22 protein-coding genes are annotated in these 24,196 nt (G+C 68.8%); 11 read left to right on the top strand and 11 right to left on the bottom strand.

Annotation, left to right across the window (positions count from 1 at the left end; translation table 11 throughout):
- Positions 1–42: 42 nt before the first annotated feature.
- The 3 genes from C2862_RS00890 to C2862_RS00880 all read right to left on the bottom strand — a co-directional run bounded on the left by C2862_RS00890 (position 43) and on the right by C2862_RS00880 (position 2,291).
- Positions 43–471 carry a DoxX family protein gene (locus C2862_RS00890; protein WP_136218228.1) on the bottom strand — a complete coding sequence of 143 codons (429 nt, stop codon included), beginning with the start codon at positions 469–471 and terminating at the stop codon, positions 43–45.
- 34 nt (positions 472–505) lie between these two features.
- Positions 506–1,291: a dioxygenase gene (locus C2862_RS00885; protein WP_136218227.1), complete on the bottom strand. Its 786-nt coding sequence runs from the start codon at positions 1,289–1,291 to the stop codon at positions 506–508.
- 100 nt (positions 1,292–1,391) lie between these two features.
- Positions 1,392–2,291: a LysR family transcriptional regulator gene (locus C2862_RS00880; protein WP_136218226.1), complete on the bottom strand. Its 900-nt coding sequence runs from the start codon at positions 2,289–2,291 to the stop codon at positions 1,392–1,394.
- A gap of 172 nt (positions 2,292–2,463) precedes the next feature.
- Between C2862_RS00880 and C2862_RS00875 the strand changes: the two genes are divergently transcribed.
- Positions 2,464–4,059 (top strand): EAL domain-containing protein, encoded by a 1,596-nt coding sequence (locus C2862_RS00875; protein ID WP_168709972.1) that lies wholly within the window; start codon positions 2,464–2,466, stop codon positions 4,057–4,059.
- A gap of 4 nt (positions 4,060–4,063) precedes the next feature.
- Here C2862_RS00875 and C2862_RS00870 read toward each other — a convergent pair whose 3' ends face one another.
- Positions 4,064–6,274 carry an NADP-dependent malic enzyme gene (locus C2862_RS00870; protein ID WP_136218224.1) on the bottom strand — a complete coding sequence of 737 codons (2,211 nt, stop codon included), beginning with the start codon at positions 6,272–6,274 and terminating at the stop codon, positions 4,064–4,066.
- A 271-nt stretch (positions 6,275–6,545) separates the two neighbouring features.
- Between C2862_RS00870 and C2862_RS00865 the strand changes: the two genes are divergently transcribed.
- Together C2862_RS00865 and C2862_RS00860 are read left to right on the top strand one after the other, a co-directional pair.
- On the top strand, positions 6,546–7,109 hold the full coding sequence (locus C2862_RS00865; protein WP_136218223.1) for a hypothetical protein: 564 nt from the start codon (positions 6,546–6,548) through the stop codon (positions 7,107–7,109).
- 78 nt (positions 7,110–7,187) lie between these two features.
- Positions 7,188–7,424 (top strand): hypothetical protein, encoded by a 237-nt coding sequence (locus tag C2862_RS00860; RefSeq protein ID WP_136218222.1) that lies wholly within the window; start codon positions 7,188–7,190, stop codon positions 7,422–7,424.
- 21 nt (positions 7,425–7,445) lie between these two features.
- Here C2862_RS00860 and C2862_RS00855 read toward each other — a convergent pair whose 3' ends face one another.
- From C2862_RS00855 to lhpI, 3 genes are all read right to left on the bottom strand, one after another.
- Positions 7,446–7,997, bottom strand: coding sequence for a 3-hydroxyacyl-CoA dehydrogenase NAD-binding domain-containing protein (locus tag C2862_RS00855; protein ID WP_168709971.1), 552 nt, complete (start codon positions 7,995–7,997; stop codon positions 7,446–7,448).
- A 74-nt stretch (positions 7,998–8,071) separates the two neighbouring features.
- Positions 8,072–9,649 (bottom strand): isocitrate lyase, encoded by a 1,578-nt coding sequence (locus C2862_RS00850; protein WP_136218220.1) that lies wholly within the window; start codon positions 9,647–9,649, stop codon positions 8,072–8,074.
- A gap of 293 nt (positions 9,650–9,942) precedes the next feature.
- The gene (gene lhpI, locus C2862_RS00845; RefSeq protein ID WP_136218431.1) at positions 9,943–10,860 is read right to left on the bottom strand and encodes a bifunctional Delta(1)-pyrroline-2-carboxylate/Delta(1)-piperideine-2-carboxylate reductase; all 918 of its coding nucleotides are present in this window, start codon (positions 10,858–10,860) and stop codon (positions 9,943–9,945) included.
- 134 nt (positions 10,861–10,994) lie between these two features.
- Here lhpI and C2862_RS00840 point away from each other — a divergent pair, with 134 nt between their 5' ends.
- Positions 10,995–11,315, top strand: coding sequence for an EthD family reductase (locus C2862_RS00840; protein WP_136218219.1), 321 nt, complete (start codon positions 10,995–10,997; stop codon positions 11,313–11,315).
- 26 nt (positions 11,316–11,341) lie between these two features.
- On the opposite strand, the gene C2862_RS00835 is transcribed toward C2862_RS00840, so the two are convergent.
- The gene (locus C2862_RS00835) at positions 11,342–12,085 is read right to left on the bottom strand and encodes an MBL fold metallo-hydrolase (RefSeq protein WP_136218218.1); all 744 of its coding nucleotides are present in this window, start codon (positions 12,083–12,085) and stop codon (positions 11,342–11,344) included.
- A 118-nt stretch (positions 12,086–12,203) separates the two neighbouring features.
- Here C2862_RS00835 and C2862_RS00830 point away from each other — a divergent pair, with 118 nt between their 5' ends.
- Positions 12,204–13,061 (top strand): alpha/beta fold hydrolase, encoded by an 858-nt coding sequence (locus C2862_RS00830; protein WP_136218217.1) that lies wholly within the window; start codon positions 12,204–12,206, stop codon positions 13,059–13,061.
- A 16-nt stretch (positions 13,062–13,077) separates the two neighbouring features.
- On the opposite strand, the gene C2862_RS00825 is transcribed toward C2862_RS00830, so the two are convergent.
- Both C2862_RS00825 and C2862_RS25165 read right to left on the bottom strand, forming a co-directional pair.
- Complete coding sequence (locus C2862_RS00825; RefSeq protein WP_136218216.1) at positions 13,078–13,515, bottom strand: universal stress protein; 438 nt, start codon at positions 13,513–13,515, stop codon at positions 13,078–13,080.
- A gap of 34 nt (positions 13,516–13,549) precedes the next feature.
- On the bottom strand, positions 13,550–13,822 hold the full coding sequence (locus C2862_RS25165; protein ID WP_267873509.1) for a universal stress protein: 273 nt from the start codon (positions 13,820–13,822) through the stop codon (positions 13,550–13,552).
- 231 nt (positions 13,823–14,053) lie between these two features.
- Here C2862_RS25165 and C2862_RS00815 point away from each other — a divergent pair, with 231 nt between their 5' ends.
- The 6 genes from C2862_RS00815 to C2862_RS00790 all read left to right on the top strand — a co-directional run bounded on the left by C2862_RS00815 (position 14,054) and on the right by C2862_RS00790 (position 21,500).
- Entirely contained in the window at positions 14,054–14,446 is a 393-nt protein-coding gene (locus C2862_RS00815) for a universal stress protein (RefSeq protein WP_136218214.1), read from the top strand.
- Positions 14,446–17,037, top strand: coding sequence for a cation-translocating P-type ATPase (locus C2862_RS00810; protein ID WP_136218213.1), 2,592 nt, complete (start codon positions 14,446–14,448; stop codon positions 17,035–17,037). Before C2862_RS00815 ends, C2862_RS00810 begins: the two co-directional genes overlap by 1 nt.
- Entirely contained in the window at positions 17,034–17,858 is an 825-nt protein-coding gene (locus tag C2862_RS00805; RefSeq protein WP_136218212.1) for a universal stress protein, read from the top strand. The genes C2862_RS00810 and C2862_RS00805 overlap by 4 nt, the downstream gene beginning before the upstream one ends.
- Before the next feature lie 157 nt (positions 17,859–18,015).
- Positions 18,016–18,858, top strand: a complete 843-nt coding sequence (locus C2862_RS00800) for a universal stress protein (protein ID WP_136218211.1) — start codon at positions 18,016–18,018, stop codon at positions 18,856–18,858.
- A 47-nt stretch (positions 18,859–18,905) separates the two neighbouring features.
- Positions 18,906–19,718, top strand: coding sequence for a universal stress protein (locus C2862_RS00795; RefSeq protein WP_136218210.1), 813 nt, complete (start codon positions 18,906–18,908; stop codon positions 19,716–19,718).
- Between the two features lie 6 nt (positions 19,719–19,724).
- Positions 19,725–21,500, top strand: a complete 1,776-nt coding sequence (locus C2862_RS00790; RefSeq protein ID WP_136218209.1) for an alpha/beta hydrolase — start codon at positions 19,725–19,727, stop codon at positions 21,498–21,500.
- On the opposite strand, the gene C2862_RS00785 is transcribed toward C2862_RS00790, so the two are convergent.
- A complete protein-coding gene (locus tag C2862_RS00785) occupies positions 21,497–24,178 on the bottom strand; it encodes a bifunctional acetate--CoA ligase family protein/GNAT family N-acetyltransferase (protein ID WP_136218208.1) in 2,682 nt (893 codons plus the stop codon). The genes C2862_RS00790 and C2862_RS00785 overlap by 4 nt on opposite strands.
- Between the last annotated feature and the right edge of the window lie 18 nt (positions 24,179–24,196).

Genomic DNA, 24,196 nt, shown 5'->3' with positions numbered 1-24,196 from the left:
ACATGATCATACTCCCTGCGCGCCCGCCGTGCAGGTGCTTCCTCAGTTATACCGGCCGTGGATGCCGCCCAGGCTGTAGCGGCCCGCCCCCAGCAGCGCCACCGCCAGCGCGCCGGCCAGGTACATGCCCTGCAGTTCGAGCGCCCAGCCGCCGGTCTGGCCCATGGTGAAGAACTGGCTGGTGTGGGCCAGCAGCAGCGCCACGACCATGTTGATGGCCACGATGAGCGCCGCCGGACGGGTGAACACGCCGACCAGGATCAGGAGCGGCGCGATCACTTCGCCGACGTAGACGCCGTAGGCGAAGATCGACGGCAGGCCGGCCTTTTCCACCATGCCGACGATGGGACCGATACCGCCCATCAGCTTGGAGACGCCGTGGAACAGGATCAGGATCGCGAGGACGGCGCGCAGCAGCAGCTTGCCGCTGTCGTCGTGGGTGGCGAGGGTTTGGGCGGTCGTGGTTTGCATGATGAATCCTCTTGGTTAAGTACGTCGTTGTGGATCAGTTGAAGGCGTAGGCGTCCATCGCCAGCACGCCGTGTTCGAAACTCGCATGCAGCCGGGTCGCATGCGCGCCCTCGCCGCCGGCGCCCAGCGCGACGAACAGGGGCAACAGGTGTTCGTCGGTCGGATGGTTCTCGGCCGCGAACGGGGCGGCCTTGCGGTAGTCGAGCAAGGCGGCGCGGTCGTCGGCCTCGATGCGGTCCTTCATCCAGGCGGCGAAGTCGCTGACCCAGGCCGGGGCCGGCGCATCGACCGCCTGGCCGCGGAATTCGTACAGGTTGTGGGTCAGCGAGCCCGATGCGAACACCAGCACCCCTTCCTTGCGCAGTTCCGCCAGCGCGCGTCCCATCTTTTCGTGCTCGGCCGGGCCGGCGCCGCGCACGATCGAGACCTGAGCGACGGGGATGTCCGCCTCGGGATACATCAGGCGCAGCGGCACCCAGGCGCCGTGGTCGAGGCCGCGCGTGCTGCTGCGGCCGACCACGATGCCGGCCGCTTCGAGCAGCCTGGCGGCGCGTTCGGCGGCCTCGGGCGCGCCGGGCGCCGGATACTGCATCTCGAACAGGGCGCGCGGGAAGCCGCCGAAGTCGTGGATGGTGTCGGGTTGCGTCGCGAGGCTGACGGCGGGACCGTGCAGCGTCTCCCAGTGGGCGGAAACGACGAGGATGGCTTTCGGGCGCGGCAGTGTCCGGCCGAGGCTTTCCAGGAAGCGGCGCGCAGGACTGTCCTGCAGGGCCAGCATGGGCGAGCCGTGGGAGACGAAGATGGCGGGAAGCGTGGTCATGGTCCTTACCTCTTTCAGTAGCATGGCATCCATCTTAATTGGATCGGCATGCGAGATAAATACATCGTTTTGGACAACACTGTCTCACTACGAGCAACAATCAATCCCAGGCCGGCTTGGCGAAGGCCTCCACCATGAAATCCACCAGCAGGCGCAGCTTCGGCGCGACGAAGCGCCGCGAGGGGTAGACCACATAGATCCCCAGTTCGCGCGAGCGGTAGCCCGCCATGGTCTCGACCAGCGTGCCCGCCGCCAGGTCGGGGCCGACGATAAAGCTCGGCTGCAGGATCAGGCCCTGGTCCTGCAAGGCGGCGGCGCGGCAGGTGTCGCCGCTGTTCGTGCGGACCCGTGGTTGCACCTTGACGGACTGCTCTTCGCCTCCCGGCCCGGTGAAGCTCCAGTTCTCGCCGCTTGAAAACAGGCTGTATGAGATCACGTCGTGGGCCGGCAGGTCGGACGGTTGCACTGGCTCCCCGCGCCGCTTCAGGTAGCCCGGCGAAGCGCACAGCACCAGGCGCGTGGAGGCAAGCCGGCGGCTGATCAGGGTGGACGCGGGCAGCTGGCCGATGCGCACGGCGCAATCGAAGCCCTCCTCGACCAGGTCGACCACGCGGTCGGACAAGGTGATGTCGAGCAGGAGCTTCGGATGGCGCGCCAGGAAGGCCGGCCACAGTCCTGCGAGATGCATCAGGCCGAAGCTGACCGGCACGTTCAGTTTCAGCAGCCCGGCCGCTTCGCCGCTGCGCGCGGTGATCTCGGCCTCGGCTTCCAGCAGGTTGGCCAGCAGTTCGCGGCAGCGCGCGTGAAAAATCTCGCCTTCCGTGGTCGGCGACAGCTTGCGCGTGGTCCGGTGCAGCAGGCGTACCCCGAGCCGCTCCTCGAGCTCGGCCACGTGGCGCGAGACGGCCGCCTTCGACATGCCGAGCACCTCGGCGGCGCCCGTGAAACTGCCGGCATCGACGACGTTGCTGAACACCTGCATTTCAAGGAAGCGATCCATTGTTGTGGTGTGAGGAACAATGAAGGCGATTCTACGCTTTTTGTATCCACAGACAAAAAGATGTAAAGACAGGCATGCGGTGCGCATACGGAGGGCTATACTGCGGAATCGGCTTCGCCCACATGGACCGGGCAGTGGCGAGCCGCTGCGCCACTCAGTCCAGGGGGAGAGCATGCGCGCACGCATCGGGATGGCCTTGACGATACTGGCGGCGCTGGCAGTGGTGGCGCTGCCGCCCTGGCTCGCGCTGCAGGAAGCGCGGCGCCAGGCCTACACGGCCGAATCCGAGCAGGTGCGGCGCTACGCGGCGGATGTGCTGCGCCGTACCGACGGCACCGCGCAGCAGATCGACGCCGCCTTCCGCCAGCTCAAGCAGTCCGGCTTCGCCCCGTGCTCCGCCGAATCATTGGACCTGATGCGCCAGATCGATCTCGGTTCGAGCTACCTGCAGGCCGTCGGCTACGTGCGCGACGGCAGCGTCGTCTGCTCGTCGATGGGCGGCGCGCCACTGGCCTTGGGCCCGCCTGGCTTTCGCACCGCGGCCGGCGTCACCATCTACCAAGACATTCCCCTCAGCCGGCCGGGCCAGCTACCCTTGATGGCGGTGGGACGCGACGACCAGGTCGCCCTGATCCACCGCGACCTGCCGATCGACGTCTGGACCGACGTGCCCGGCGTCGCGCTGGGTGCGCTGCACGTCGGCGGCCTGGGCCAACCGATCGCCCGCGGGCCGGTCAACCCGGCCTGGCTGCAACGGCTTGACAAGGGTTTCGAGGCGCGTTTCAGCGATGGGCACTTCGTCGTGTCGGTGCTCCGTTCGCACAAGACGCAATTCGTCGCCGTCGCCGCCGTCCCGCTGGCGGAGCTGGACCGGCGCGCCGCCGCCATCGCGAAGCGCCTGGTGCCGGCCGCCCTGGTAGCCGGCCTGGTGATGGCGCTGGCGATCCTGCTGCTGGCGCGGCGCCAGCTGTCGATGGAAGCAGCCCTCCGGAGCGCGTTGCGCCGCGACGAATTCTTCCTGTGCTTCCAGCCCATCGTCAGGCTGCAGACCGGCGAATGGGTCGGCGCCGAAGCCCTGCTGCGCTGGCGCCGCGCCGACGGCACCCTGGTCGGACCCGACCTCTTCATCCCGGTGGCCGAAGAAGCGAAGCTGATCACCAGGATCACGGAACGGGTGCTGCGCCTGGTTGCCCACGAGGCCGGCCATTTCCTGGCGGTGCACCCGGACTTCCACATCGCCCTCAACCTGTCGGCCGACGACCTGCATTCATGCGCGATCGTCGAGCGCCTGTGCGCCATGCTGAAGGAGTGCGGCGCCCAGCCCGCAAACCTGATCGTCGAGATCACCGAGCGCGGCTTCCTCAACCTGAGCTCCGCGCGCGAGGTGATCGGCAGCTTGCGCGAGCGCGGCATCGAAGTCGCGATCGACGACTTCGGCACCGGCTACTCGAGCCTGTCCTACCTCGAGTCGCTCGACCTCGACTTCCTCAAGATCGACCGCTCCTTCATCGAGGCGATCGGCACCGGCGCCCCGATCAGCCTCGTGGTCGGCCACATCATCGCGATGGCGCGCTCGATGGGCCTGCGCATGATCGCCGAGGGCATCGAAAGCGAAGCGCAGTCCGCTTTCCTGCGCGAACGCGGGGTCGAGTACGCGCAGGGCTTCCTGTTCGGGCGGCCCATGTCCTTCGCCGAACTGGTGCAGCGCTTCAAGGACCGCGAGCACGCCGCCCTGGTGCGGCAGGCGCGCGCCGGGGCCGACGCCTAGACGTTCAGCCTTCCTGCCTGATACCGGACGCCGCCAGCGCGGTCATGTTGACGATGCGGCGCACGGTCGCGCTCGGGCTCAGGATGTGCACCGGCTTGGCCGCGCCCAGCAGGATCGGGCCGACGGTGACGCCCTTGCCGGCCGCCACCTTGAGCACATTGAACAGGATGTTGGCCGCATCCAGCGAAGGCGCGACGAGCAGGTTGGCGCTGCCGGCGAAGGCATTGTCGATCGCATACAGTTCGCGGATGTCTTCCGACAGCGCGGCGTCGCCGTGGACCTCGCCGATCACCGCCAGCTCGGGCGCCTCCTGCGCCAGCAGGGCGCGCGCCTCGCGCATGCGGCGTGCCGACGGCCGTTCCGACGAACCCTGCGAGGAGTGAGAGAGCAGCGCCACTTTCGGCTCGAGGCCGAACTGGCGCAGTTCGCCGGCCGCCATGCGCGCGATCGCCGCCAGCTCACGGCTACTGGGCTGGTCGTTGACGTAGGTATCGGCGATGAACAGGGTCAGCTTGTCGAGCACCAGCGCGTTCATGGCCGCCATCACCTCGGCCCCGGGCGCGAGACCGATCTCGCTCTGCACGTGGCGCAGGTGGCTGTCGTAGCCGCCCTGCATGCCGCAGATCAGCGCGTCGACCTCGCCGTTGTTCAGCATGCGCGTGCCCTGCAGGGTGGTGTCGCCCTCGGCTTCGACGAGTTCGTAGTCGACGCCCTGCTTGAGGCGCAGGCCGGCTTCGCGCACGGCGCGCTCGATGGCCGCGCCCTCCCCGATCAGCACCGGTTTGGCGAGGCCCTCGTCGACCACGGTCTGCACCGCGCGCAGCACGCGCGTCTCGGCGCCTTCGGCATAGGCCACGCGGCGGCCGTTGGCCTTGGCCTTGGCGAACACCGGCTTCATGAAGAAGCCGGTGTGATAGATCATCTGAGCCAGCTTCTCGCGGTAGGCCGCCATGTCGGTGATCGGGCGCGCTGCCACGCCGGAACGTGCGGCGGCTTCGGCCACGCGCGGCGCGATCGCCGCCAGCAGCCGCGGATCGAAAGGCTTGGGGATGATGTAGTCGGGACCGAAGCTCAGGTCCTGCCCTTCGTAGGCCGAGGCCACGACCTCGCTCGCTTCCACCTCGGCCAGCTCGGCGATCGCGCTGACGCAGGCCAGCTTCATCTCGTCAGTGATGCGGGTCGCGCCGCAATCGAGGGCGCCGCGGAAGATGTAGGGGAAGCACAGGACGTTGTTGACCTGGTTCGGATAGTCCGAGCGGCCGGTGGCGATGATGCAGTCCGGGCGCGCCGCCTTTGCCACCTCGGGACGGATCTCCGGCTCGGGATTGGCCAGCGCCAGGATCACCGGCTGCGCGGCCATGGTTTTCACCATCTCGCCGGTGAGCACGCCGGCGGTTGAGCAGCCGAGGAAGACGTCGGCATCCTTGACGATGTCGGCCAGCGTGCGCGCATCGGTGGCTTGCGCATAGCGCGCCTTGTTCGCTTCCATGTTGGCTTCGCGCCCGACGTGGATCACGCCGCGGGAATCGGTGACGTAGATGTTCTCGCGCTTCACGCCGAGCACCACCATCATGTCGAGGCAGGCGATCGCCGCCGCGCCGGCGCCCGAGGCCACCAGCTTGATGGCGCCGATGTCCTTGCCGACCACCTTCAGCGCGTTCAGCAGCGCCGCGCTGGAAATGATCGCGGTGCCGTGCTGGTCGTCGTGGAAGACCGGGATGTTCATACGCTCGCGCAGCTGCTTCTCGATGTAGAAACACTCAGGCGCCTTGATGTCCTCGAGGTTGATGCCGCCCACCGTCGGCTCCAGCATGGCGATCGCCTCGACCAGTTTATCCGGGTCGTTCTCCGCCAGCTCCAGGTCGAACACGTCGACGCCGGCAAATTTCTTGAACAGGCAGCCCTTGCCTTCCATGACGGGCTTCGAGGCCAGCGGACCGATGTTGCCGAGGCCAAGGACGGCGGTGCCGTTCGAGATCACCGCCACCAGGTTGGCGCGCGAGGTGTACTCGGCGGCCATGGCGGGGTCGGCCGCGATCTCCTCGCAGGCGTAGGCAACCCCGGGCGAATAGGCCAGCGACAGGTCGCGCTGGTTGGACAGCGGCTTGGTGGCGACCACCTCGATCTTGCCGCGCGTCGGGCTGCGGTGGTACTCGAGGGCGTCGGCGCGCAGCTGGATGTCGTTGGTTTCGTTAAGGCTGCTTTCGGTGCTCATAATTTTTTTCGCTCAATAAAGAATCTGCATGAGGGGGGACCCGCGGATGAATCAATCGTACACGACATCTCCGCGTCTTGCCCGGCCCGGCCGATCCCGTAACGGCGCCATTCGCCGCGCATACGCCGCTCGCTGGACAGGCTTGATGCAGGCTGGAGGCGCGGCCGAAATGCTCCCTCTCCTCCCCGCTTTCCATTCAGCTCGGCGCTTGGCGGTATCGGCGCGGCGCCGCGCGATACGTCGTGGAACACCTTGCGCGAAGGACGCCATCATGCGATCAAGACTGACGAAGGCTTTAGCTGCGCCGCTCCTGGCCCTGTTGCTGGCCGCCTGCAGCGGACCGCGCCTCTCGTCGCAGGCAGCTGGCGACGGCGCCTGCTACGGCAAGGATCCTGCCGCCGAGGCGCGGGCAACCCAGGGCGTGACGGCCGCCAACCCGTCCAATCCCTATGTCGGCAAGGACGACTATGGCAACGTCGCGGTCGACGCGGGTACGGTCCTGTATTCGCTGACGCCGGGCGCGCCGCCCGGCTTCGCGGTCCTGGAAGACACGCTGCGCGAGGCCGCGGGCAGCCAGGTCCGGTATTACGCGCTGGTGCAGGTGACCCTTGAACCGGGCCGGGACGAACACGGCCAGCCGCGCAGCCTGCGCGACAAGGTGCGCGCCTTCCACGTCCTCGAGCGGCTGTGCGCCGCGCGCGGCACGGCGCTGGCCAATCCCCAGTTCGGCAGCGGCGGCGGCATCCAGTTTTATGTGTCGCCGAACGACAGGACCAAACTGCGCCCGGCCGACATCGCCCCGATCTCGCGCTGGTCTCCGCCCGCACCTCGATAGGCCGGCGCGGCCCATGCGGCTTGCATGCATTTCTGTCGGAATTGCTTACATCCGTTTCGCGCGGGCATCTAGAGCTTCATGCAGCCCGACGGCTTGCGCCTGCTGGCAACGCCAGTCCGCGGACTGGACGAGAACTATTTCTCCCTGGCTGACGGTGCGCGCCTGTCCCCGAGCACCCGTATCGAGCTGGGCCTCACGAATACCAGCACGATCAGCTACCCGTATGGCAGCCTTGGAAACGAAGTCGCCTGCCAGTTCGCCGGCTTCACGGGCCCAGGCTGCGGCATCGGCGCGGTGCGCCGCAAGCGCGCCTGACGCGCAGGCGCGCTATCGGTTTCAGGCGGCGGCCGGCCCCTGCACCCGGCGCGCCAGGCCACTCACGGTGGCCAGCGCCGCGCCGGACGTTTCCCTGCCCGGCAGCAGCTCCCAGGTCGGCCCGCCATTCACCCTCAGGCCGAGTACGTCGCCGGGACGGCGGGTGGCGCGTGCCAGCCCATCAACGCCGGTGTCGGCCGCTGCCGTCGCCATGATCGCGCCGTGTTTCGCAATCTGGTCGAGCCGCTGAAACAGCGCTTCGCGGCCGGACGTTGCGGTGGCGTCGACCACCAGGTCGGCATCCTTCAGGTGATGGAAGTTGACCGTTCCCGCCAGCAGCGCCAGGCGCCGGTCCTGCGTGTCCACCCACCCCGAGCGGATCTGCGCCAGGGCGACACCCAGGGCCGCCGGGTCGGACTCGTAGAGGGTGACCGGGACATCCGCATCCAGCAGCTGGATGGCGATGGCGATACCGATGGCGCTTGCGCCGACGATGCCGACGCGGCCAATGGACCGCGCTTCAAGCCCGGTCAACGCATGCAGGTGCTGCAGTTCATGGTTCATATTACTCATCTGGATTCCTCGCTGTATCGATAAGCCGCCGATAAAAAAGGCCCGCATGCGCGGGCCCGTGGATGACCGCCGGCTTAGAACTGGTTCATCGTATTAAGCGCGCCCGAGGCCTTCAGCGCCGCTTCGCCGCTGAAGTATTCCTTGTGGTCGTCGCCGATGTCCGAGCCCGACATATTCTGGTGCTTGACGCAGGCGATGCCCTCGCGGATCTCCTTGCGCTGCACGCCCGCCACGTAGCCCAGCATGCCCTGCTCGCCGAAGTATTCCTTGGCCAGGTTGTCGGTCGAGAGCGCGGCCGTGTGGTAGGTCGGCAGCGTGATCAGGTGATGGAAGATGCCCGCTTCGCGCGCCGCGTCGGCCTGGAAGGTGCGGATGCGCTCGTCCGCTTCGCGCGCCAGTTCCGTGTCGTCGTACTCGGCGCTCATCAGCTGCGAACGCTCGTAGCGCGAGACGTCGGCGCCCTCGCCCTTCATGCTGTCGTAGACCTGCTGGCGGAAGTTCAGGGTCCAGTTGAAGGACGGGCTGTTGTTGTAGACCAGCTTGGCGTTCGGGATGACCTTGCGAATCTCCTTGACCATGCCGCCGATCTGGGCGATGTGCGGCTTCTCGGTTTCGATCCACAGCAGGTCGGCGCCGTTCTGCAGCGAGGTGATGCAGTCGAGGACGCAGCGTGCTTCGCCGGTGCCTTCGCGGAACTGGAACAGGTTGCTCGGCAGGCGCTTCGGACGCAGCAGCTGGCCGTCGCGCTTGATCACGACGTCGCCGTTGCCCAGCGCATCGGCCGACACCTCTTCGCAGTCGAGGAAGCTGTTGTACTGGTCGCCCAGGTCGCCCGGTTCGCGGGTGTAGGCGATCTGCTTGGTCAGGCCCGCGCCCAGCGAATCGGTACGGGCGACGATGATGCCGTCGTCCACGCCCAGTTCGAGGAAGGCGTAGCGCACGGCGCGGATCTTGGCCAGGAAGTCCTCGTGCGGCACGGTGACCTTGCCGTCCTGGTGCCCGCACTGCTTCTCGTCCGAGACCTGGTTCTCGATCTGGATGCAGCAGGCGCCCGCTTCGATCATCTGCTTGGCCATCAGGTAAGTCGCCTCGGCGTTACCGAAGCCGGCGTCGATGTCGGCGATGATCGGCACCACGTGGGTGACGAAGTTGTCGATCTTGTCCTGGATGGCCGCTTTGGCCGGGCCTTCGGCCGCGTCCAGCTGGCGGAACAGGCCGCCCAGCTCGCGCGCATCGGCCTGGCGCAGGAAGGTATAGAGTTCCTTGATCAGCGCGGCGACGGCAGTCTTCTCGTGCATCGACTGGTCTGGCAGCGGACCGAATTCCGAGCGCAGCGCGGCGACCATCCAGCCCGACAGGTAAAGGTAGCGGCGCTCCGTGCTCTGGAAGTGCTTCTTAATGGAGATCATCTTTTGCTGGCCGATGAAACCGTGCCAGCAGCCCAGCGACTGCGTGTACTGGGACGGGTCGGCATCGTAGGCGGCCATGTCGCGGCGCATGATCGCCGCGGTATAGCGGGCGATATCGAGGCCGGTCTGGAAGCGGTTCTGGGCACGCATGCGCGCCGCCGATTCCGGGTTGATCGCATGCCAGCCGGCTTGTTTGTCTTTCAGGGCGGTGATGGACTGGATATCGTTCTGGTACTGGGACATGATGACACTCCATTGATAGATGAATCGAAACTGCCTGATCGCCGAACGGCCTTTTGCTGCACTGCGATCGGATGAGTTCATCATAAGGCCAGGACGGCCGGAGATCTTCTGTCTTATATAAGAGTTGTAAAAACTTTTTTAAACATCAAATCAATGACTTGGCACATCCGTTTCGCGATACGGAAAGAGTTTTTGCGAAACGGGATATAGACCGGGGATTGACGAGACGCAAATTTCACGATCCGAAACAAAGTTCAGCCGTGTGAAAAATGACCGGTTTTCGGGCGCGCTGCCTATCGGCTCGCCAGGGTACGCAAGGCCACGCGCGCAGCGGCCAGGTCCCACGCGGCGGTGCCGACGCTCTTGAAGACCGCCGGACGCGCGTGGTCGACCGGCCCGCGCAGCAGCGCGCCGAGCGACTTCACCTGGGACCAGTCTACGCCGGCGCGCAGCAGGTCGCCCGCCTCATGGCGTGCGCCGGCCGGATCGTCCGCATACAGGTCGCTGCCGCGGAGAAGCGTGGCGCCCAGCTCCGCCATCTCCGGTTTGAAGGCGCCGACGCCGACCACCAGGCGCCCAACGCGCGGTGCCTCGTCGTACACCGGCTTGGTACTGGTCGTAAGCGTCACCACCGCGTCCATCACGGGGGCCGAGGCGTCGAGCGGCCGCACCTGCGCATGTTCCTCGCAAAAGCGCAGCGCGGCGTCCCTTGTTCGTCCTTGCACCCAGACCTGGGCCTGCGGATGCAGCGCCTGCAAGGCCTGCACGTGATAGCGCGCCTGGGTGCCGGTCCCGATCAGCAGCACATGGCGCGGCGCGTCCGGCAGCAGCCGGCGCATCGCGAGCAGCGTGACGGCGGCGGTACGGCGGCCCGTCACTTCCGGACCGTCGAGCACGTAGACGATCCGGCCCGTCGCCGCGTCGCAGACGGTGACGGCGCCGTGGATGGTAGGCAGGCCGCACCTGGCGTTCCCGGGGTGCACGTTGACCAGCTTGTGGATGCCGATGTCGTCCGCCGTGGCCGGCATGCTGAGCATCACGGCGCCCGCGCCCAGCGGCACCACCAGCCGCTCCGGACTGCGAATGGCGCCGGCCTCGAGCTGCGCCGCCGCGAGGGCGAGCGCCTCGACCAGTGCGGCGAAATCGAGCAAGGCGGCGGTCTGCGCGCGGTCGTGGACGAGGATGGGGTGATCAGGCTGGGACGTGGTCATGGTCTTTTCAGGGAAGCCGGGTGATCCGTCCATGATGAGCTTTTGTTGCGCATGATGCAACAAGGCGCTTGCAAAGTGCAGCGCGCCGGGGCAGGATGGCTCTGCGGTTCCCCTCACAGAATAGGAGACAAATCATGATCAAGGTAAGCGTGATGTATCCGAATGGCCCCGACGCCCGTTTCGACGATGCCTACTATCGCGAGCGGCACATGCCGATGGTGAAGCGGCTGATGGGCGAGACCTGCAAGTACTACACGGTCGAGCGCGCGCTGGCCGGCGGCACGGTGGACGCGAATGCGCCCTACATCGCGATGGGCCACCTGTTCTGCGAGTCGCTGGACGCCTTCCAGGCGGGCTTCGGCCCGCATACGAAGGAGATCATGGGCGACATTCCGAACTACACCAACCAGAAGCCCGTCGTCCAGATCAGCGAGATACTGGTCGACGCGCCCTGAGCGCATCTCCGACCCGGCGCGGGAAGTCACGCTTGCCGTGCCGGGTTTCCAACCAGTCTTTCTCCCAGCGCCCGCAGCAGCGCGGCGCCATCTCCGCTCCAGGCGCTGCCGTGCATGCAGGCCAGGGTCGTCGGCGCTTCGCCCGCCAGGTGTTCGATCAACTGCATGGTGTTGGTCGAATGCGAAAAATAGTCCATGGGCTGGCGGAAGGCCTCGCTGTTTTCCAGGATGTCCTGGGTGGTCAGCGCGGCCGCGCCGGTACCGCCCTGGGTGAACAGGTCGCCGCAGAACAGGGTCCGGCTCAGGGTATCCATCAGGAAGCCGGTTTCCCAGCCATGCGGCAGGTGCGGCGCATCGAGCCATTTCACCGCGCGGCGGCCCAGACTCAGTGCGGCGCCGTCGGCCAGCGCAAGCGCCGGCCGGTCGGCCACGTCGTTTACCGACACCATCGCCGCCACCCGGCTGCACAAGGGCACCGCATGCGGCGCCACCGCCAGCCATTCGTTCAGCGATCCGCACTCGTCCGCCTCGAAGTGGGACAAGGCGAGAAAGCGCAGGTGCTCGGCCGGCATCACGTGCCCGACCGCTTCGCGCACCAAGGGGAACATCTTGCGCGGACCCGTGTGGAACAGCAGCGGCTGCTCGTCCACGACCAGGTACTGGTTGAACGAGAAGCCGCCCGGTACCAGGTTCACGGGCGTATTGATCCGGTAAACGCCGTCGGCGATTTCTTCGACGTTCGTCCCGGCGGACAGATTGGTAATGGCCATGGCAGCTCCCAGCAAGGCGGTTCGGTTCGGGTTTGACCCCGGACGGCGGGCGATTACTGCAACGGAACCGGTGCTGTTTTTGCTAAACTGACGCCCCTGCCAACATGAGGAGTCATGCGTGAACGCACGAACCGAAACGGCGGCGAGCGCTGCCTCCGGGTTATCGTTCGCCGCCCTCCCGTCCGGACTTCGGATTCCCTACACGGATACCGGATCCGGTGAAGCCCTGCTGTTCGTCCACGGATCGCTGTGCGATTACCGCTACTGGAGCGTCCAGGTCGCCGCCCTGTCCAGACATGTCCGCTGCATCTCGGTCAGCCTCAGCCACTACTGGCCGGCCGACGAGGCCGGCCTGGCCCGTTCGTTCAGCTGGCAGGCGCACGCGGACGAACTTGCGGAGTTCATCACCGCGCTGGAGCTCGGTCCGGTACACCTGGTCGGGCATTCGCGCGGCGCTTGCGTCGCCTTCCAGCTGGCGCGCGCCTGTCCGCACCTCGTCAAGACGCTGACGCTGGCCGATCCGGGCGGCCCCTTGCATATCGAAGGCCAGCCGGACGCCGCGCTGCCGCCGGAGACGATCGCCCTGCGCGCCAGGGTCGCCGAGCTGATCGAGGGCGGCGCATTCGAGGCGGGGCTGGAGATGTTCGTCGATTCGGTGAGCATGCCCGGCATCTGGCGCAGGAGTTCGCCGGCCTTTCGCGCGATGGCGCTCGCCAACGCCGCGACGCTGCCGAAGCAGTTCCGCGATCCGCTCCCGGCTTATACCCGCGCCGCGGCGGCCGATATCCGGTGCCGGACCCTGCTGATCGAGGGAGAGCGTAGCCCGCGCATGTACCGCGACAACGTCGAACAGCTGGCGCACTGGATCGCGCGCGCCGAGAAGCACGCCATTGCCGGGGCCTCGCACGGGATGAACATGACGCATCCGGGGAGTTTCAACCGGCTGCTGCGGAGCTTCATGGCTGCGTGTAAATAAAGAAAGCCGACACCCATCAACGATACACCAGCACCGGAATCGCACTGTGCACGAGCACCTTCTGTGTCTCGCTGCCCAACAGCAGCCCCTTGATGCCCTTTCGGCCGTGCGACGCCATCAGGATCAGGTCGCAGCCGGTGTCGCGCGCGGTCTTGATGATCATCTCATAGGGGTTGTCCCCGTTGGCCCGCTCGATCCGGTACGGGACCTGTGCGGCGCGTGCTGCTTGCTCGACTTCGGCGAGGATGCGTCCTGCCTGCTGGCGCGCATGCTCTTCGTAGTGAGCAGGCGTCGTTTCGAGCATCTCGGGGTCGACGCTCAGCGTGTGAAAGGGCGGGACGACCGTCAGCCCGATTACCTCGGCCCCGGTTTCCCTGGCAAGGTCGACCCCGGCCAGGACGGCACGCTGCGAAGCGGCCGAGCCGTCGGTAGGAAGCAGAATGCGTTTGAACATGAAAGCTCCTTGAAATGAAGTGATGTTGTTCCAATCACAAGCCGTGGTCCGGAGGCGCCGCCTCGCGCAGCACGAGGACCGGAAACGGGGCGTAGCTGAGGAGCTGCTGGGCGACACGCCCCGCCGCCAGCGGCACAACGGTGCGCTCGCCATGTGCGCCCAGGACGATCAAGTCACAGGCATTCTGTTTCGCTGCGAGGATAATCTCGTCGCCTGGGAAGGCGGAGACGGGGGTCACCGGCTGGCAAGGAAAACCAGCTTCGTGGGCGAATCCGGCTACCCGTGCCGAACATCTACCCTCTTTCACCGCTTCCGATCCGCACCTCAATATGTGCCAGCATGAAAGCCTACATCTACAAAAGCCTTGATCTGCATCAAAAGTAGCGGAATAACGATGGACGGAGATCAAAACGCCGAAAATTTAGCCGGTTCGGACGCTAGGGCGTATTTGATCCAGATCAAGGACGCAGGCGGCCCGAGCGCTCAATCTGGCATCGCGGCGATCTGCCGCGCTTGAACTTTCCCGTGGAAGACGGTCATGTACCGACGCATACTCGTGCCGACGGACGGATCCGAACTAGCGCAGCTTGCCGCCAACGCGGCGATCTCCTTCGCGCAGGCCGGTGGCGGCGAAATCGTCGCGCGGGTCGTCGACACCGCACGCAGGGCCGGCGTCGTCTGTACCTCAGTCACGGCCTACGGCTACAGTCGCGCCGACGAAATCGTCGAGGTAAGCAAGCGCCAGCATTGCGACCTGATCTTCATTGCCTCCCACGGGCGCCGCGGGCTGAGCCGCCTGATCGCAGGCAGCGTGACCCAGCGCGTCCTGGCCTATTCGCCGGTGCCGGTCATGGTCTACCGGCCGCATATCGCGCATGCGCGAGGGCGGCTGCCGCAGGACTCTTCCGACGCTATGCGGGCGCCCGGCTGATGGGATACCGGGAGCCACAGGCCGAAGTTGGAATCGAGCCCAACCTGCACCAGGCTGGCCCGCGCGCAGGGCTCAGCGCCGACGAAGCGGCGCGCCGCCTCGCGCGCGACGGTCCGAACGCGCTGCCTTCGGGTGAGCACCGCGGCTGGCGCGCCATCCTCTGGCAGGCCGCGCGCGAGCCGATGTTCGCGCTGCTGTTCAGCGCCGGCCTGCTCTACCTGCTGCTGGGCGAGCCGAGCGAAGGCATCCTGATGTTCGCGCTGGTCCTCGCCACCCTCGGGATGACGCTGTACGAGGAAAGCAAGGCCGAACGTGCGCTGGACGCCCTGCGCGACCTGAGCACGCCGCGCGCCCTCGTGATCCGCGATGGACGCCGGCTGCAGGTCGACAGCCGCGAGGTGGTGGTGGGAGACCTGTGCGCGATCGGCGAAGGAGACCGCGTCCCCGCCGACGGCGTGCTGGTCGCCGGCCAGGAAGTCCACGCCGACGAGTCGCTGCTGACCGGGGAATCGCTGCCGGTCCCGAAAGCGCCGCGCCAGGAAGCCGCAGACGGCGCTTCGGCTACGCTCTTCTCCGGCACGCTGGTGGTGCGCGGCCACGGCCTGATGGAGGTCACCGCCATCGGCGCCGCCAGCGCGATCGGCGCGATCGGCCAGTCGCTGGCGGCCCTGGCGCCGGAGCGCTCGCCGCTGCAGAAGCAGATGGCCTCGGTGATCACGCGCTTCGGCCTCGGCGGCGCGGCCCTGAGTGCGCTGCTGGTGGCCTATCACCTGGCCCGCGGCGGCGAGCTGCTGCAGGCGCTGCTGGCCGGCCTGGCGCTGGCGCTCGCGCTGCTGCCGGAAGAATTCGCGGTCGTGCTCGCCCTGTTCCCGGCCCTTGGCGCTTCACGCCTGGCGCGCGCGAACGTCCTGACGCGCCAGCTGGCCGCCATCGAGACGCTCGGCGCCACCACCGTGCTGTGCGTCGACAAGACCGGCACCCTGACCGAGAACCGCATGAGCGTGGCGGCGCTGTACGCGGACGGCGCGCAGTGGCAGACGGACGAGCGGTCCATCCATACCCTGCCGGACCCGCTCGCCGCCGTGCTCGACGCCGGCGTGCTGGCCAGCCGGGCGGACGGCTTCGAACCGATGGACCAGGCCCTGCACCGCCTCGGCGCCGCACTTCCAGCCCCCGCTGCAAGCGGCCGAGCGGACTGGAGCCTGGCCCGCGAGTACGGCATGAGCGCGGACTTGCGCGCGGTGGCGCATGGCTGGCATGCGGGCGCCAGCCAAGCTGCGGTGGTTGCTGCGAAGGGCGCACCCGAGGCGATCGTCGACCTGTGCCACCTGTCCGCGGCCGCGGCCGCGCCCCTGCTGGCGGAAGCCGACGCCATGGCGGCGCGCGGACTGCGCGTGCTGGGCGTCGCCCAGGCGCGGAACGAGGCCGGCCAGTGGCCGGACGCCGTGCACGACTTCGACTTCTCCCCGCTCGGGCTGGTTGGCTTCGCCGATCCGCTGCGCGCCGGGGTGGCGCAAGCGGTGGCCGAATGCCGCACGGCGGGGATGCGTGTCATGATGATCACGGGCGACTATCCGGCGACCGCGCTCAACATCGGGCGCGAGGCCGGCCTGGCCGCAGCCGAAGCCCTGACCGGCACCAGCCTCGCAGCCATGGACGACGGCGAACTGGAACGCAGCCTCGCCCACATCGATATCTGCGCCCGTATCGCGCCCGCGCAGAAACTGCGCATCGTGCGCGCCCTGCAGCACCGGGGCGAGATCGTCGCCATGACCGGCGACGGCGTCAACGACGCCCCGGCACTGCAGGCGGCCCACGTCGGCATCGCCATGGGCCGGCGCGGCACCGACGTCGCGCGCGAAGCGGCCGACCTGGTGCTGACCGACGACCATTTCGCCTCGATCGTGCGCGCCGTACGCGTGGGGCGCCACATCTACGCGAATATGCGCAAGGCCATGGTCTACATCGTCGCCGTCCACGTGCCGACCGCCGGCCTGGCCCTGCTGCCGCTGATGCTGGGCTGGCCGGTCGTGCTGGGGCCGGTCCACATCGTCTTCCTCGAGCTCGTGATCGACCCGGCCTGCGCGCTGGCCTTCGAAAACGAGGCGGAGGAACCCGACCTGATGCGCCGCCCGCCGCGCCCGCGCGACGCGCCCCTGATCGATCGCCATGCCCTGCTGCTGGCGCTGGGGCAAGGCCTGGCCGTCCTGGCCGCCGTGATCGGCGCGTATGCCTGGGCCCTGGGCGCGCTGCCCCCAGCCCAGGCGCGCGCCTTCGCCTTCGCGGTCCTGGTGTCGGCCAACGTCGGCCTGATCTTCGGCAACCGCTCGCAAACGCTGACGCTGTTCGAGGCCTTGCGCCTGCCGAACCGGATCGCCTGGCTGGTCGCGGGCGCGGCGCTGGCCGCCCTTGCCGCCGTGCTCTACCTGGAATCGCTGGCGGGCCTGTTCCGCTTCACTCAGCCTTCCCCGCAACAGGCGCTGGCGGCCCTGTGTCTCGGCCTGGCCGCCGCCCTGCCCTTCGACCTGCTGAAACTCGCCCGGCGCCGCACGCAGGCGGCGCCGGCATCATCCGTAAGGAGGCAAGAATGAACTGCAAGACCATCCTGGTCCACGTCGACCAGTCCCCGCACGCGGCAACGCGCATCGCCCTGGCGGCGCAACTGGCGCTGCGCCACGATGCCCACCTGCTTGGGGTCGCCCTGACCGGCGTGTCGCGCTACTACTACCGTGAAGGCGCCGCCGACCTCGCGCGCACCGTACTGGCGCCCCATATGGATGCCCTGTTCGCGCGCGCCGGCGCAGCCCTGGACCGCTTCGCGCGGATCGCCGCCGATGCCGGCGTGCGCTCCTGCGAAGGCCGGCTGGTGGACGACGAGGCCGCGGCCGGCCTGGCGCTGTCCGGCCGCTATGCCGACCTGCTCGTGCTCGGCCAGCACGAGCCGGGCGCTCCTTCGGAGCCGCCGGGCGGCGACCTGGCGGCGCACGTCCTGCTGGCCTGCCCGCGTCCGGTGCTGGTCGTGCCCTACATCCAGAAGGAAACCGCGGTCGGCAAGCGCGTCGTGGTGGCCTGGAACGGGAGCGCCGAGGCGGTGCGCGCCCTGGACGGAGCGCTGCCCCTCCTGCGCCTGGCCGAGCGGGTCGTGGTTGCCGCCTTCGCGCCGGCAGGCCAGCCGGCCGCCGACCCCGAGCTGCTGCCCTGGCTGCGGCGCCACGGCATCGAAGCGGCGCTTCTGGCCGAGTCGCCCGGCCTTGCCGGCGGCGAGCCGCTGCTGTCGCTGGTGGCCGACCAGGCCGCGGACTTGCTGGTGATGGGCGCTTACGGCCGCGCGCGCCTGAGCGAACTGCTGCTTGGCGGCGTCACGCGCACGGTGCTGGAGGCGATGACCGTCCCGGTGCTGATGGCGCACTGAGCCAGTCACAGCGGCAAGGTCTTGTCCAGCGTCTGGCGCAAAGTTCCTCCACGCTCTTGACCGAATTTGATGTACATCATGGCGCCGCGGGATGACGAGCGGGAGACTGCATGCAGGGCGGCGCCGGTGCCACCCGTCTTCGACCCGTGGGAGCGCCATGCGCTACAAGACTGTCCTCGTCCATGCCGACCTGTCGCGCCACGCGCCGGCGCGCATCGAGCTGGCCGCCGCCATCTGCGCCGAACATGGGGCGCACCTGGTCGGCGCGGCCATGACCGGCGTCTCGCGCGAGGTGTTTCCCAAAGGCTGCGAGCCGGGGCCGTGCACGCTGCTTGCCGGCTACACCGATCCACTCATGCGCACGGCGCGGCGCGCCCTCGACGGCTTCGAAGACATCGCCCGGCGCCGCGGCGTCTCCTACGAGCCGCGCCTGATCAGCGACCAGGCGCCCGATGCGCTGGCCCTGCTGGCGCGCGTCGCCGACCTGGTGGTGCTGAGCCAGGACGATCCCGACGAGAGCCTCGGTTATCTGCCCAGCGCCATGCGCATGCCGGATTACGTGCTCGTCAACGCCGCGCGCCCGGTGCTGGTGGTGCCGCGCGTACCGCACCCGCCCGCCTGCCCGCGCCGGGTGCTGCTGTGCTGGAACGGCAGCCGCGAAGCGGTGGTGGCGATGACGGCCGCCATCCCCTTGCTCCAGCGGGCGACCCAGGTGAGCCTGGCCGTGTTCACGCCGGTGTTCCCGAACGCGTCGATGGATGCGGCGGCGATCGACGATGCGCTGGCGTATCTCGGGCGCCATGCGGTGCGTGCCACCCACACGATGCGCGACCCGGGCCACGACACCGGTCGCGCCATCCTCGCGCTGGCGCAGGAAGAGGACGCCGACCTGGTCGTCATGGGCTGCTTCGGCCATTCGCGCTTCCAGGAACTGCTGCTGGGCGGCGCCAGCAGGACCGTCCTGCAGCATGCGGTCCTGCCGGTTCTCATGGCGCGCTGAAAGTCGCCATCGTGGCGTACATGTCCGCATGCCAGAAAGGAGAAACCATGTACAAGACCATCCTTCTCCATGTCGACGACGGCCCGGCCTTCGATGCGCGGCTGCGCGCCGCCGCCGTTCTCGCCGACGCGCATGGCGCGCACCTGATAGGCCTCGCCGCGACCGGCATGTCGTATGCGGCATACGCGATGCTGAGCGGCCAGATGGCCATGCTGCCGGTCGAGGATTTCGCAACCCTGCGCACGGCGTCGAGCGAGAGCCTGGCGCGCTTTTGCACGGCGGCGCGCCAGTCCGGCGTGCAGTCGCTCGAGGAACGGCTGGTCGAGGACGAACTGCGCACCGCATTGCTCCTGCAGTCGCGCTATGCCGACCTGGTTGTGGTTGGCCAGGAGAGCAGCTTGCACGGCTTGCCGCAGTACCTGGCGCTGCACGGTCCGCGGCCGGTGCTGGTCGTGCCCGATTCCTATGCGGGCGAGCCGCTTGCCGACAGCATCATCGTCGGCTGGGACGGCAGCGTCCCGGCCCTGCGCGCCGTCGCGAGCGCCTTGCCCCTGCTTGCACAGGCCCGCAAGGTGGGCCTGGCGCTGGTCAATCCGCAGCAGGACGCACGCTTGCACGGCGACGAGCCGGGCGCCGCCATGGCCTCGTACCTGACGCGCCATGGCGTGCCGGTCGAGGTCGTGGTCGAGCGTACGGATCGGCATGCCGGCGACGCGTTGCTGCGGATCGCGCATGACAGGGGCGCCGGCTTGCTGGTCTGCGGTGCCTTCGGCCACAGCCGCTACAGCGAAATCGTGCTGGGCGGCGTTACCCGCGTCCTGCTCGAGCGCGCGCGGCTGCCGGTCCTGTTCGCCCACTGAGGCTCCATGGACCAGCCCGATCCCATCCCCGCCACCGTGCGCGAGCGCGACGCCAGCGCCTGGCAGGGCACGCGCCACCATTATCCGGAAGAAGACGTTGCCCGCGCGGCGCTCGACCTGCCGCTGCACGCGTGGCTGGGACGCTTCACCGGCCACGTCTCGCCGGCGGCGCTGACGCTGGCCTGGGTCGACTGGAGCCTGCACCTGCTGCTCTCGCCGGATAAACAGGCCGAGCTGGCGACGCATGCGGCCTCGGCAACGCTGCGCTGGTGGCGCTATTGCGCCGGCGCCGCGCTGGCCAGCCAGGCCGCGCCGATCGAGCCGCTGGCCCAGGACAAGCGCTTCGCCGATCCGGCCTGGCAGCGCTGGCCCTTCAATGTGCTGAGCCAGGGCTTCCTGCTGCAGCAGCAATGGTGGCACCGCGCCACCCAGAGCGTGCGCGGCGTCTCGCCGCACCATGCCGACGTCGCCACCTTTGTCGCGCGCCAGCTGCTCGACGCGGCGGCGCCATCGAACTTCGTGCCGACCAACCCGGTCGTGCTGCAGGCCACCTGCGAACGCGGCGGCATGAACCTGGTGTCGGGCGCCGCGCGCGCGGCCGGGGACGCCTGGCGCGCGGCCAGCGGCAGCGCGGCCCCTGGCCTGCGTCCCGGTCACGAGGTCGCGCTCACGCCCGGCCGCGTGGTCATGCGCAACCGTCTTGCCGAGCTGCTGCGCTACGATCCGGTCACGCCGCAAGTGCATGCGGTGCCGCTCCTGATCGTGCCGGCCTGGATCATGAAGTACTACATCCTTGACCTGTCGCCCCATAATTCGCTGGTGCGCTACCTGGTGGCGCAGGGCCATACCGTCTTCGTCGTCTCCTGGAAGAATCCCGGCGCCGCCGAGCGCGACATGGGCCTCGACGACTACCGCCGGCTCGGCATCATGGATTCGCTCGACGTCATCGGGCAGGAGAGCGGCTCCGGCCGGGTGAATGCCTGCGGCTACTGCCTGGGCGGGACCCTGCTCGCGATCGCGGCCGCCGCCATGGCGCGCGACCACGACCGCCGCCTGGCCAGCCTCACCTTGCTGGCGGCCCAGGTCGACTTCACCGAGCCGGGCGAACTGTCGCTGTTCATCGACGACAGCGAAGTCAGCTTCTTGGAAGCGTCGATGTGGAGCCAGGGCTACCTCGACACGCGCCAGATGGCCGGGGCCTTCCAGCTGCTGCGCTCGAACGACCTGGTGTGGTCGCGCCAGCTGCGCCACTACCTGCTCGACGTGCCCGACCGCCAGACCGACCTGATGTCCTGGAATGCCGACGCCACGCGCATGCCTTACCGGATGCACTCGGAATACCTGCGCAGCCTGTTCCTCAACAACGACCTGGCGGGCGCGCGCTACCTGGTCGACGGCCGGCCGGTCGCACTGACCGACATCCAGGCGCCGATCTTCGCGGTCGGCACCCGTACCGACCATGTCGCGCCCTGGCGCTCGGTGTACAAGATCGGCGTACTGAGCGATACCGAAACGACCTTCCTCTTGAGCTCCGGCGGCCACAACGCCGGCGTGGTAGCACCGCCCGGCGACAGCGCGCGCGACTACCAGATCTTGAGCCGGGCGGCGGATGCTCCCTACATCGATCCCGAGCGCTGGCAGCGCGAGGCACCCTGTATCGAAGGCAGCTGGTGGCCGGCCTGGGAAGCCTGGCTGGCGCGGCATGCCGGCCCCCGCGTCGAGCCGCCTGCGCCGGGCGCCTCGCTCGGACCGGCGCCGGGCCGCTACGTGCTCGAAGTCTAGGGCTCGGCCTCGTCCGCCAGCACCCGCCGCAGCGCCACGGTGCCGTCGGTATCGGGGCCGACCGTGAAGCCGTGGTCGCGCGCCAGCGCATGCATGCCGAGGTTCTCCGCCAGCGCCACGCCGCGCAGTTCGCGCAGGCCGTGCGCGCGGCAGTAGTCGAGCAGCGCGCCCATCAGGAGCGTGCCGAGGCCCTGGCCGTGCAGGTCGGAGCGCACCACGATCGCGAATTCGCCGACGATGTTGTCCGGATCCGCGACCACCCGCACCACGCCCAGCGTCTCCGCGCCATTCTCCGCCTGCCGCGTCAGGATGAAGGCCATCTCGCGCGCATAGTCGATTTGGGTGAAGCGCGCCAGCTGGGCGTCGGACAGTTCGCGCGCGCTGCTGAACATGCGCAGGTGGACGTCGTGCGGCGTGAGCGCGCGGAAGAAGGCCTGGTGCGCCGGCGCGTCGGCGGGCCGGATCGGGCGCAGGGTCAGCGTGCCGAGGCGCGTGTCGACCTGGCGCTCGAGCGCGTCCGGGTACGGCAGAATCGCCAGGCGCGCCAGCGGGTCGGCGCTGTCGGCCGGCGCCAGGCGCATGCGCGCGTCGAGCGCGAGCACGCCGCCGCTGTCGGCCAGCAGCGGATTGATGTCGAGCTCGCACAGCTCCGGCAGGTCGGCTGCCATCTGGCCTACCCGCACCAGCACGTCGCACAGGGCGTCGAGGTCGGCCGGAGGCGTGTCGCGAAAGCCGGCCAGCAGGCGCGCCACGCGCGTGCGCGAGACCATGTCGCGCGCCAGCACCCGGTTCAGCGGCGGCAGCCCGACCGCCTGGTCTGCACTGGCCTCGACCGCCACGCCGCCCTGCCCGAACAGGATCACGGGGCCGAAGACCGGATCGGTCGAGATGCCGACGATCAGCTCCAGCGCATGCGGGCGGCGCGCCATGGACTGCACCGTGAAGCCGAACAGGCGCGCCTCGGGCCTGAGTATGCGCACGCGCTCGCGCATGTGCGCCAGCGCCTCGCGCAGGGCATGGGCATCGCCGAGGTCGAGCGCGACGCCGCCGACCTCGGTTTTGTGCGGGATATCGGGGGAGACGATCTTCAGCGCCACAGGGTAGCCGATGCGCGCCGCGGCCGATAGCGCGTCGGTTTCGTCGGGCACGACCTCGGTCACGACGCAGGGGATGCCGTAGCATGCCAGCAGCTGCTTGGCACTGGCTTCGCCCACGTGCATGCAGCCGGAACCGATCAGGCGGGCCACGTGGGCGCGCGCGGCGGCGCGGTCGGGCGGATCCAGGTTTTCGGCCGACGGCACCTGCATCAGCAGCGCCTGGTTGCGCGCATAATCGACCAGCTGCATCAGGGCGCGTACCGCCTCTTCGGGCGTATCGAAGACCGGCAAGCCGGCATCCAGACAGAGCCGGCGCGCCTCGGCCACGCTGGCCCCGCCCAGCCAGCAGCACAGGACCGGCCTGGCGGCGCCACGCAGCAGCGGCAGCAGCACGCGCGCGATCGTCGCCGAGGGCACGATCGCGGTCGGCGCATGGATCAGCAGCACCGCATCCAGATCCGGCGAGTCGAGCAGGACCTGCAGCGCGTGGCGGTAACGCTCGGCCGGGGCGTCGCCGACGATGTCGACCGGATTGGCGCGCGGCCAGTTCGGCGGCAGGCCGGCGTCGAGCCGCGCCAGCGTCTCGGGACCGAGCCGGGCCAGCGTGCCATGCGCAGCGAGCAGTGCATCGGTCGCCATCACGCCGGGGCCGCCGCCATTCGTCAGGATCGCGAGCCGGCCTGTGCCGGGGCGCAGCCGGTGCGCCAACATCGCGACGGCGTCGAACAGCTCGGCCGTGGTGTGCACGCGCAGCATGCCGGCACGATGCAGGGCCGCATCGACTACCAGGTCGGCGCCGGCGAGCGCCCCAGTATGGCTGAAGGCCGCGCGCGCCGCTTCCGGCGCCCGTCCCGCCTTGACGATCACGGTCGGCTTGGCGCGCGCGGCGCCGCGCGCGGCCGACATGAACTTGCGCGCCTGGCGGATGCTTTCGGCGTAGACCAGGATGGCGTCGGTACCGGCGTCGCCGGCCAGGTAGTCGAGCAGGTCGCCGAGGTCGACGTCGGTGCCGTCGCCCAGGGAGACGAAGGAGGAAAAACCGATCCCGCGTTCGCGCGCCCAGTCCAGCACCGCCGTCACCAGGGCGCCGGACTGGGCCACGAAGGCCAGGCGCCCCGGCAGCGCCGCCGCCGGCGCGAAGCTGGCGTTCAGGCCGATGCCGGGCACCAGCAGGCCGACGCAGTTCGGGCCGAGGATGCGCAGCAGCCAGGGGCGCGCGGCGTCGAGCATGGCCTGGCGCAGGCTGGCGCCACCGGGGCCAGCCCCTTCCAGCCCGGCGCTGAGCACGACCACGCTGCGGCAGCCGAGTGCGCCGAGCTGGGCGACAATGCCCGGCACGGTCGCGGCCGGCGTGCAAACCACGGCCAGCGCCGGCGCGCGCGGCAGGCGCGCGACGTCGGCGTACACGTCCAGTCCCAACAACTGACGGTACTTCGGGTTGACCGGCCAGATCGGTCCTTCGAAGCCGCCGCTCATCAGGTTGGCCAGTACCGTCGCGCCAACGCTACCCGCCCGCGAGGAGGCACCAACCAGGGCGATGGAATCGGGCGTGAAGAAGGTGGAAAGGTTACGGATACTCATCTGGCGCTCCGGTCGGGA

Origin of the sequence: Massilia sp. Mn16-1_5, assembly GCF_004798585.1 — a bacterium.
Classification (GTDB): Bacteria; Pseudomonadota; Gammaproteobacteria; order Burkholderiales; family Burkholderiaceae_D; genus Telluria.
The sequence above is the reverse complement of the archived record's forward strand: the minus strand, read 5'-3'. Positions and strand labels throughout refer to the sequence as shown.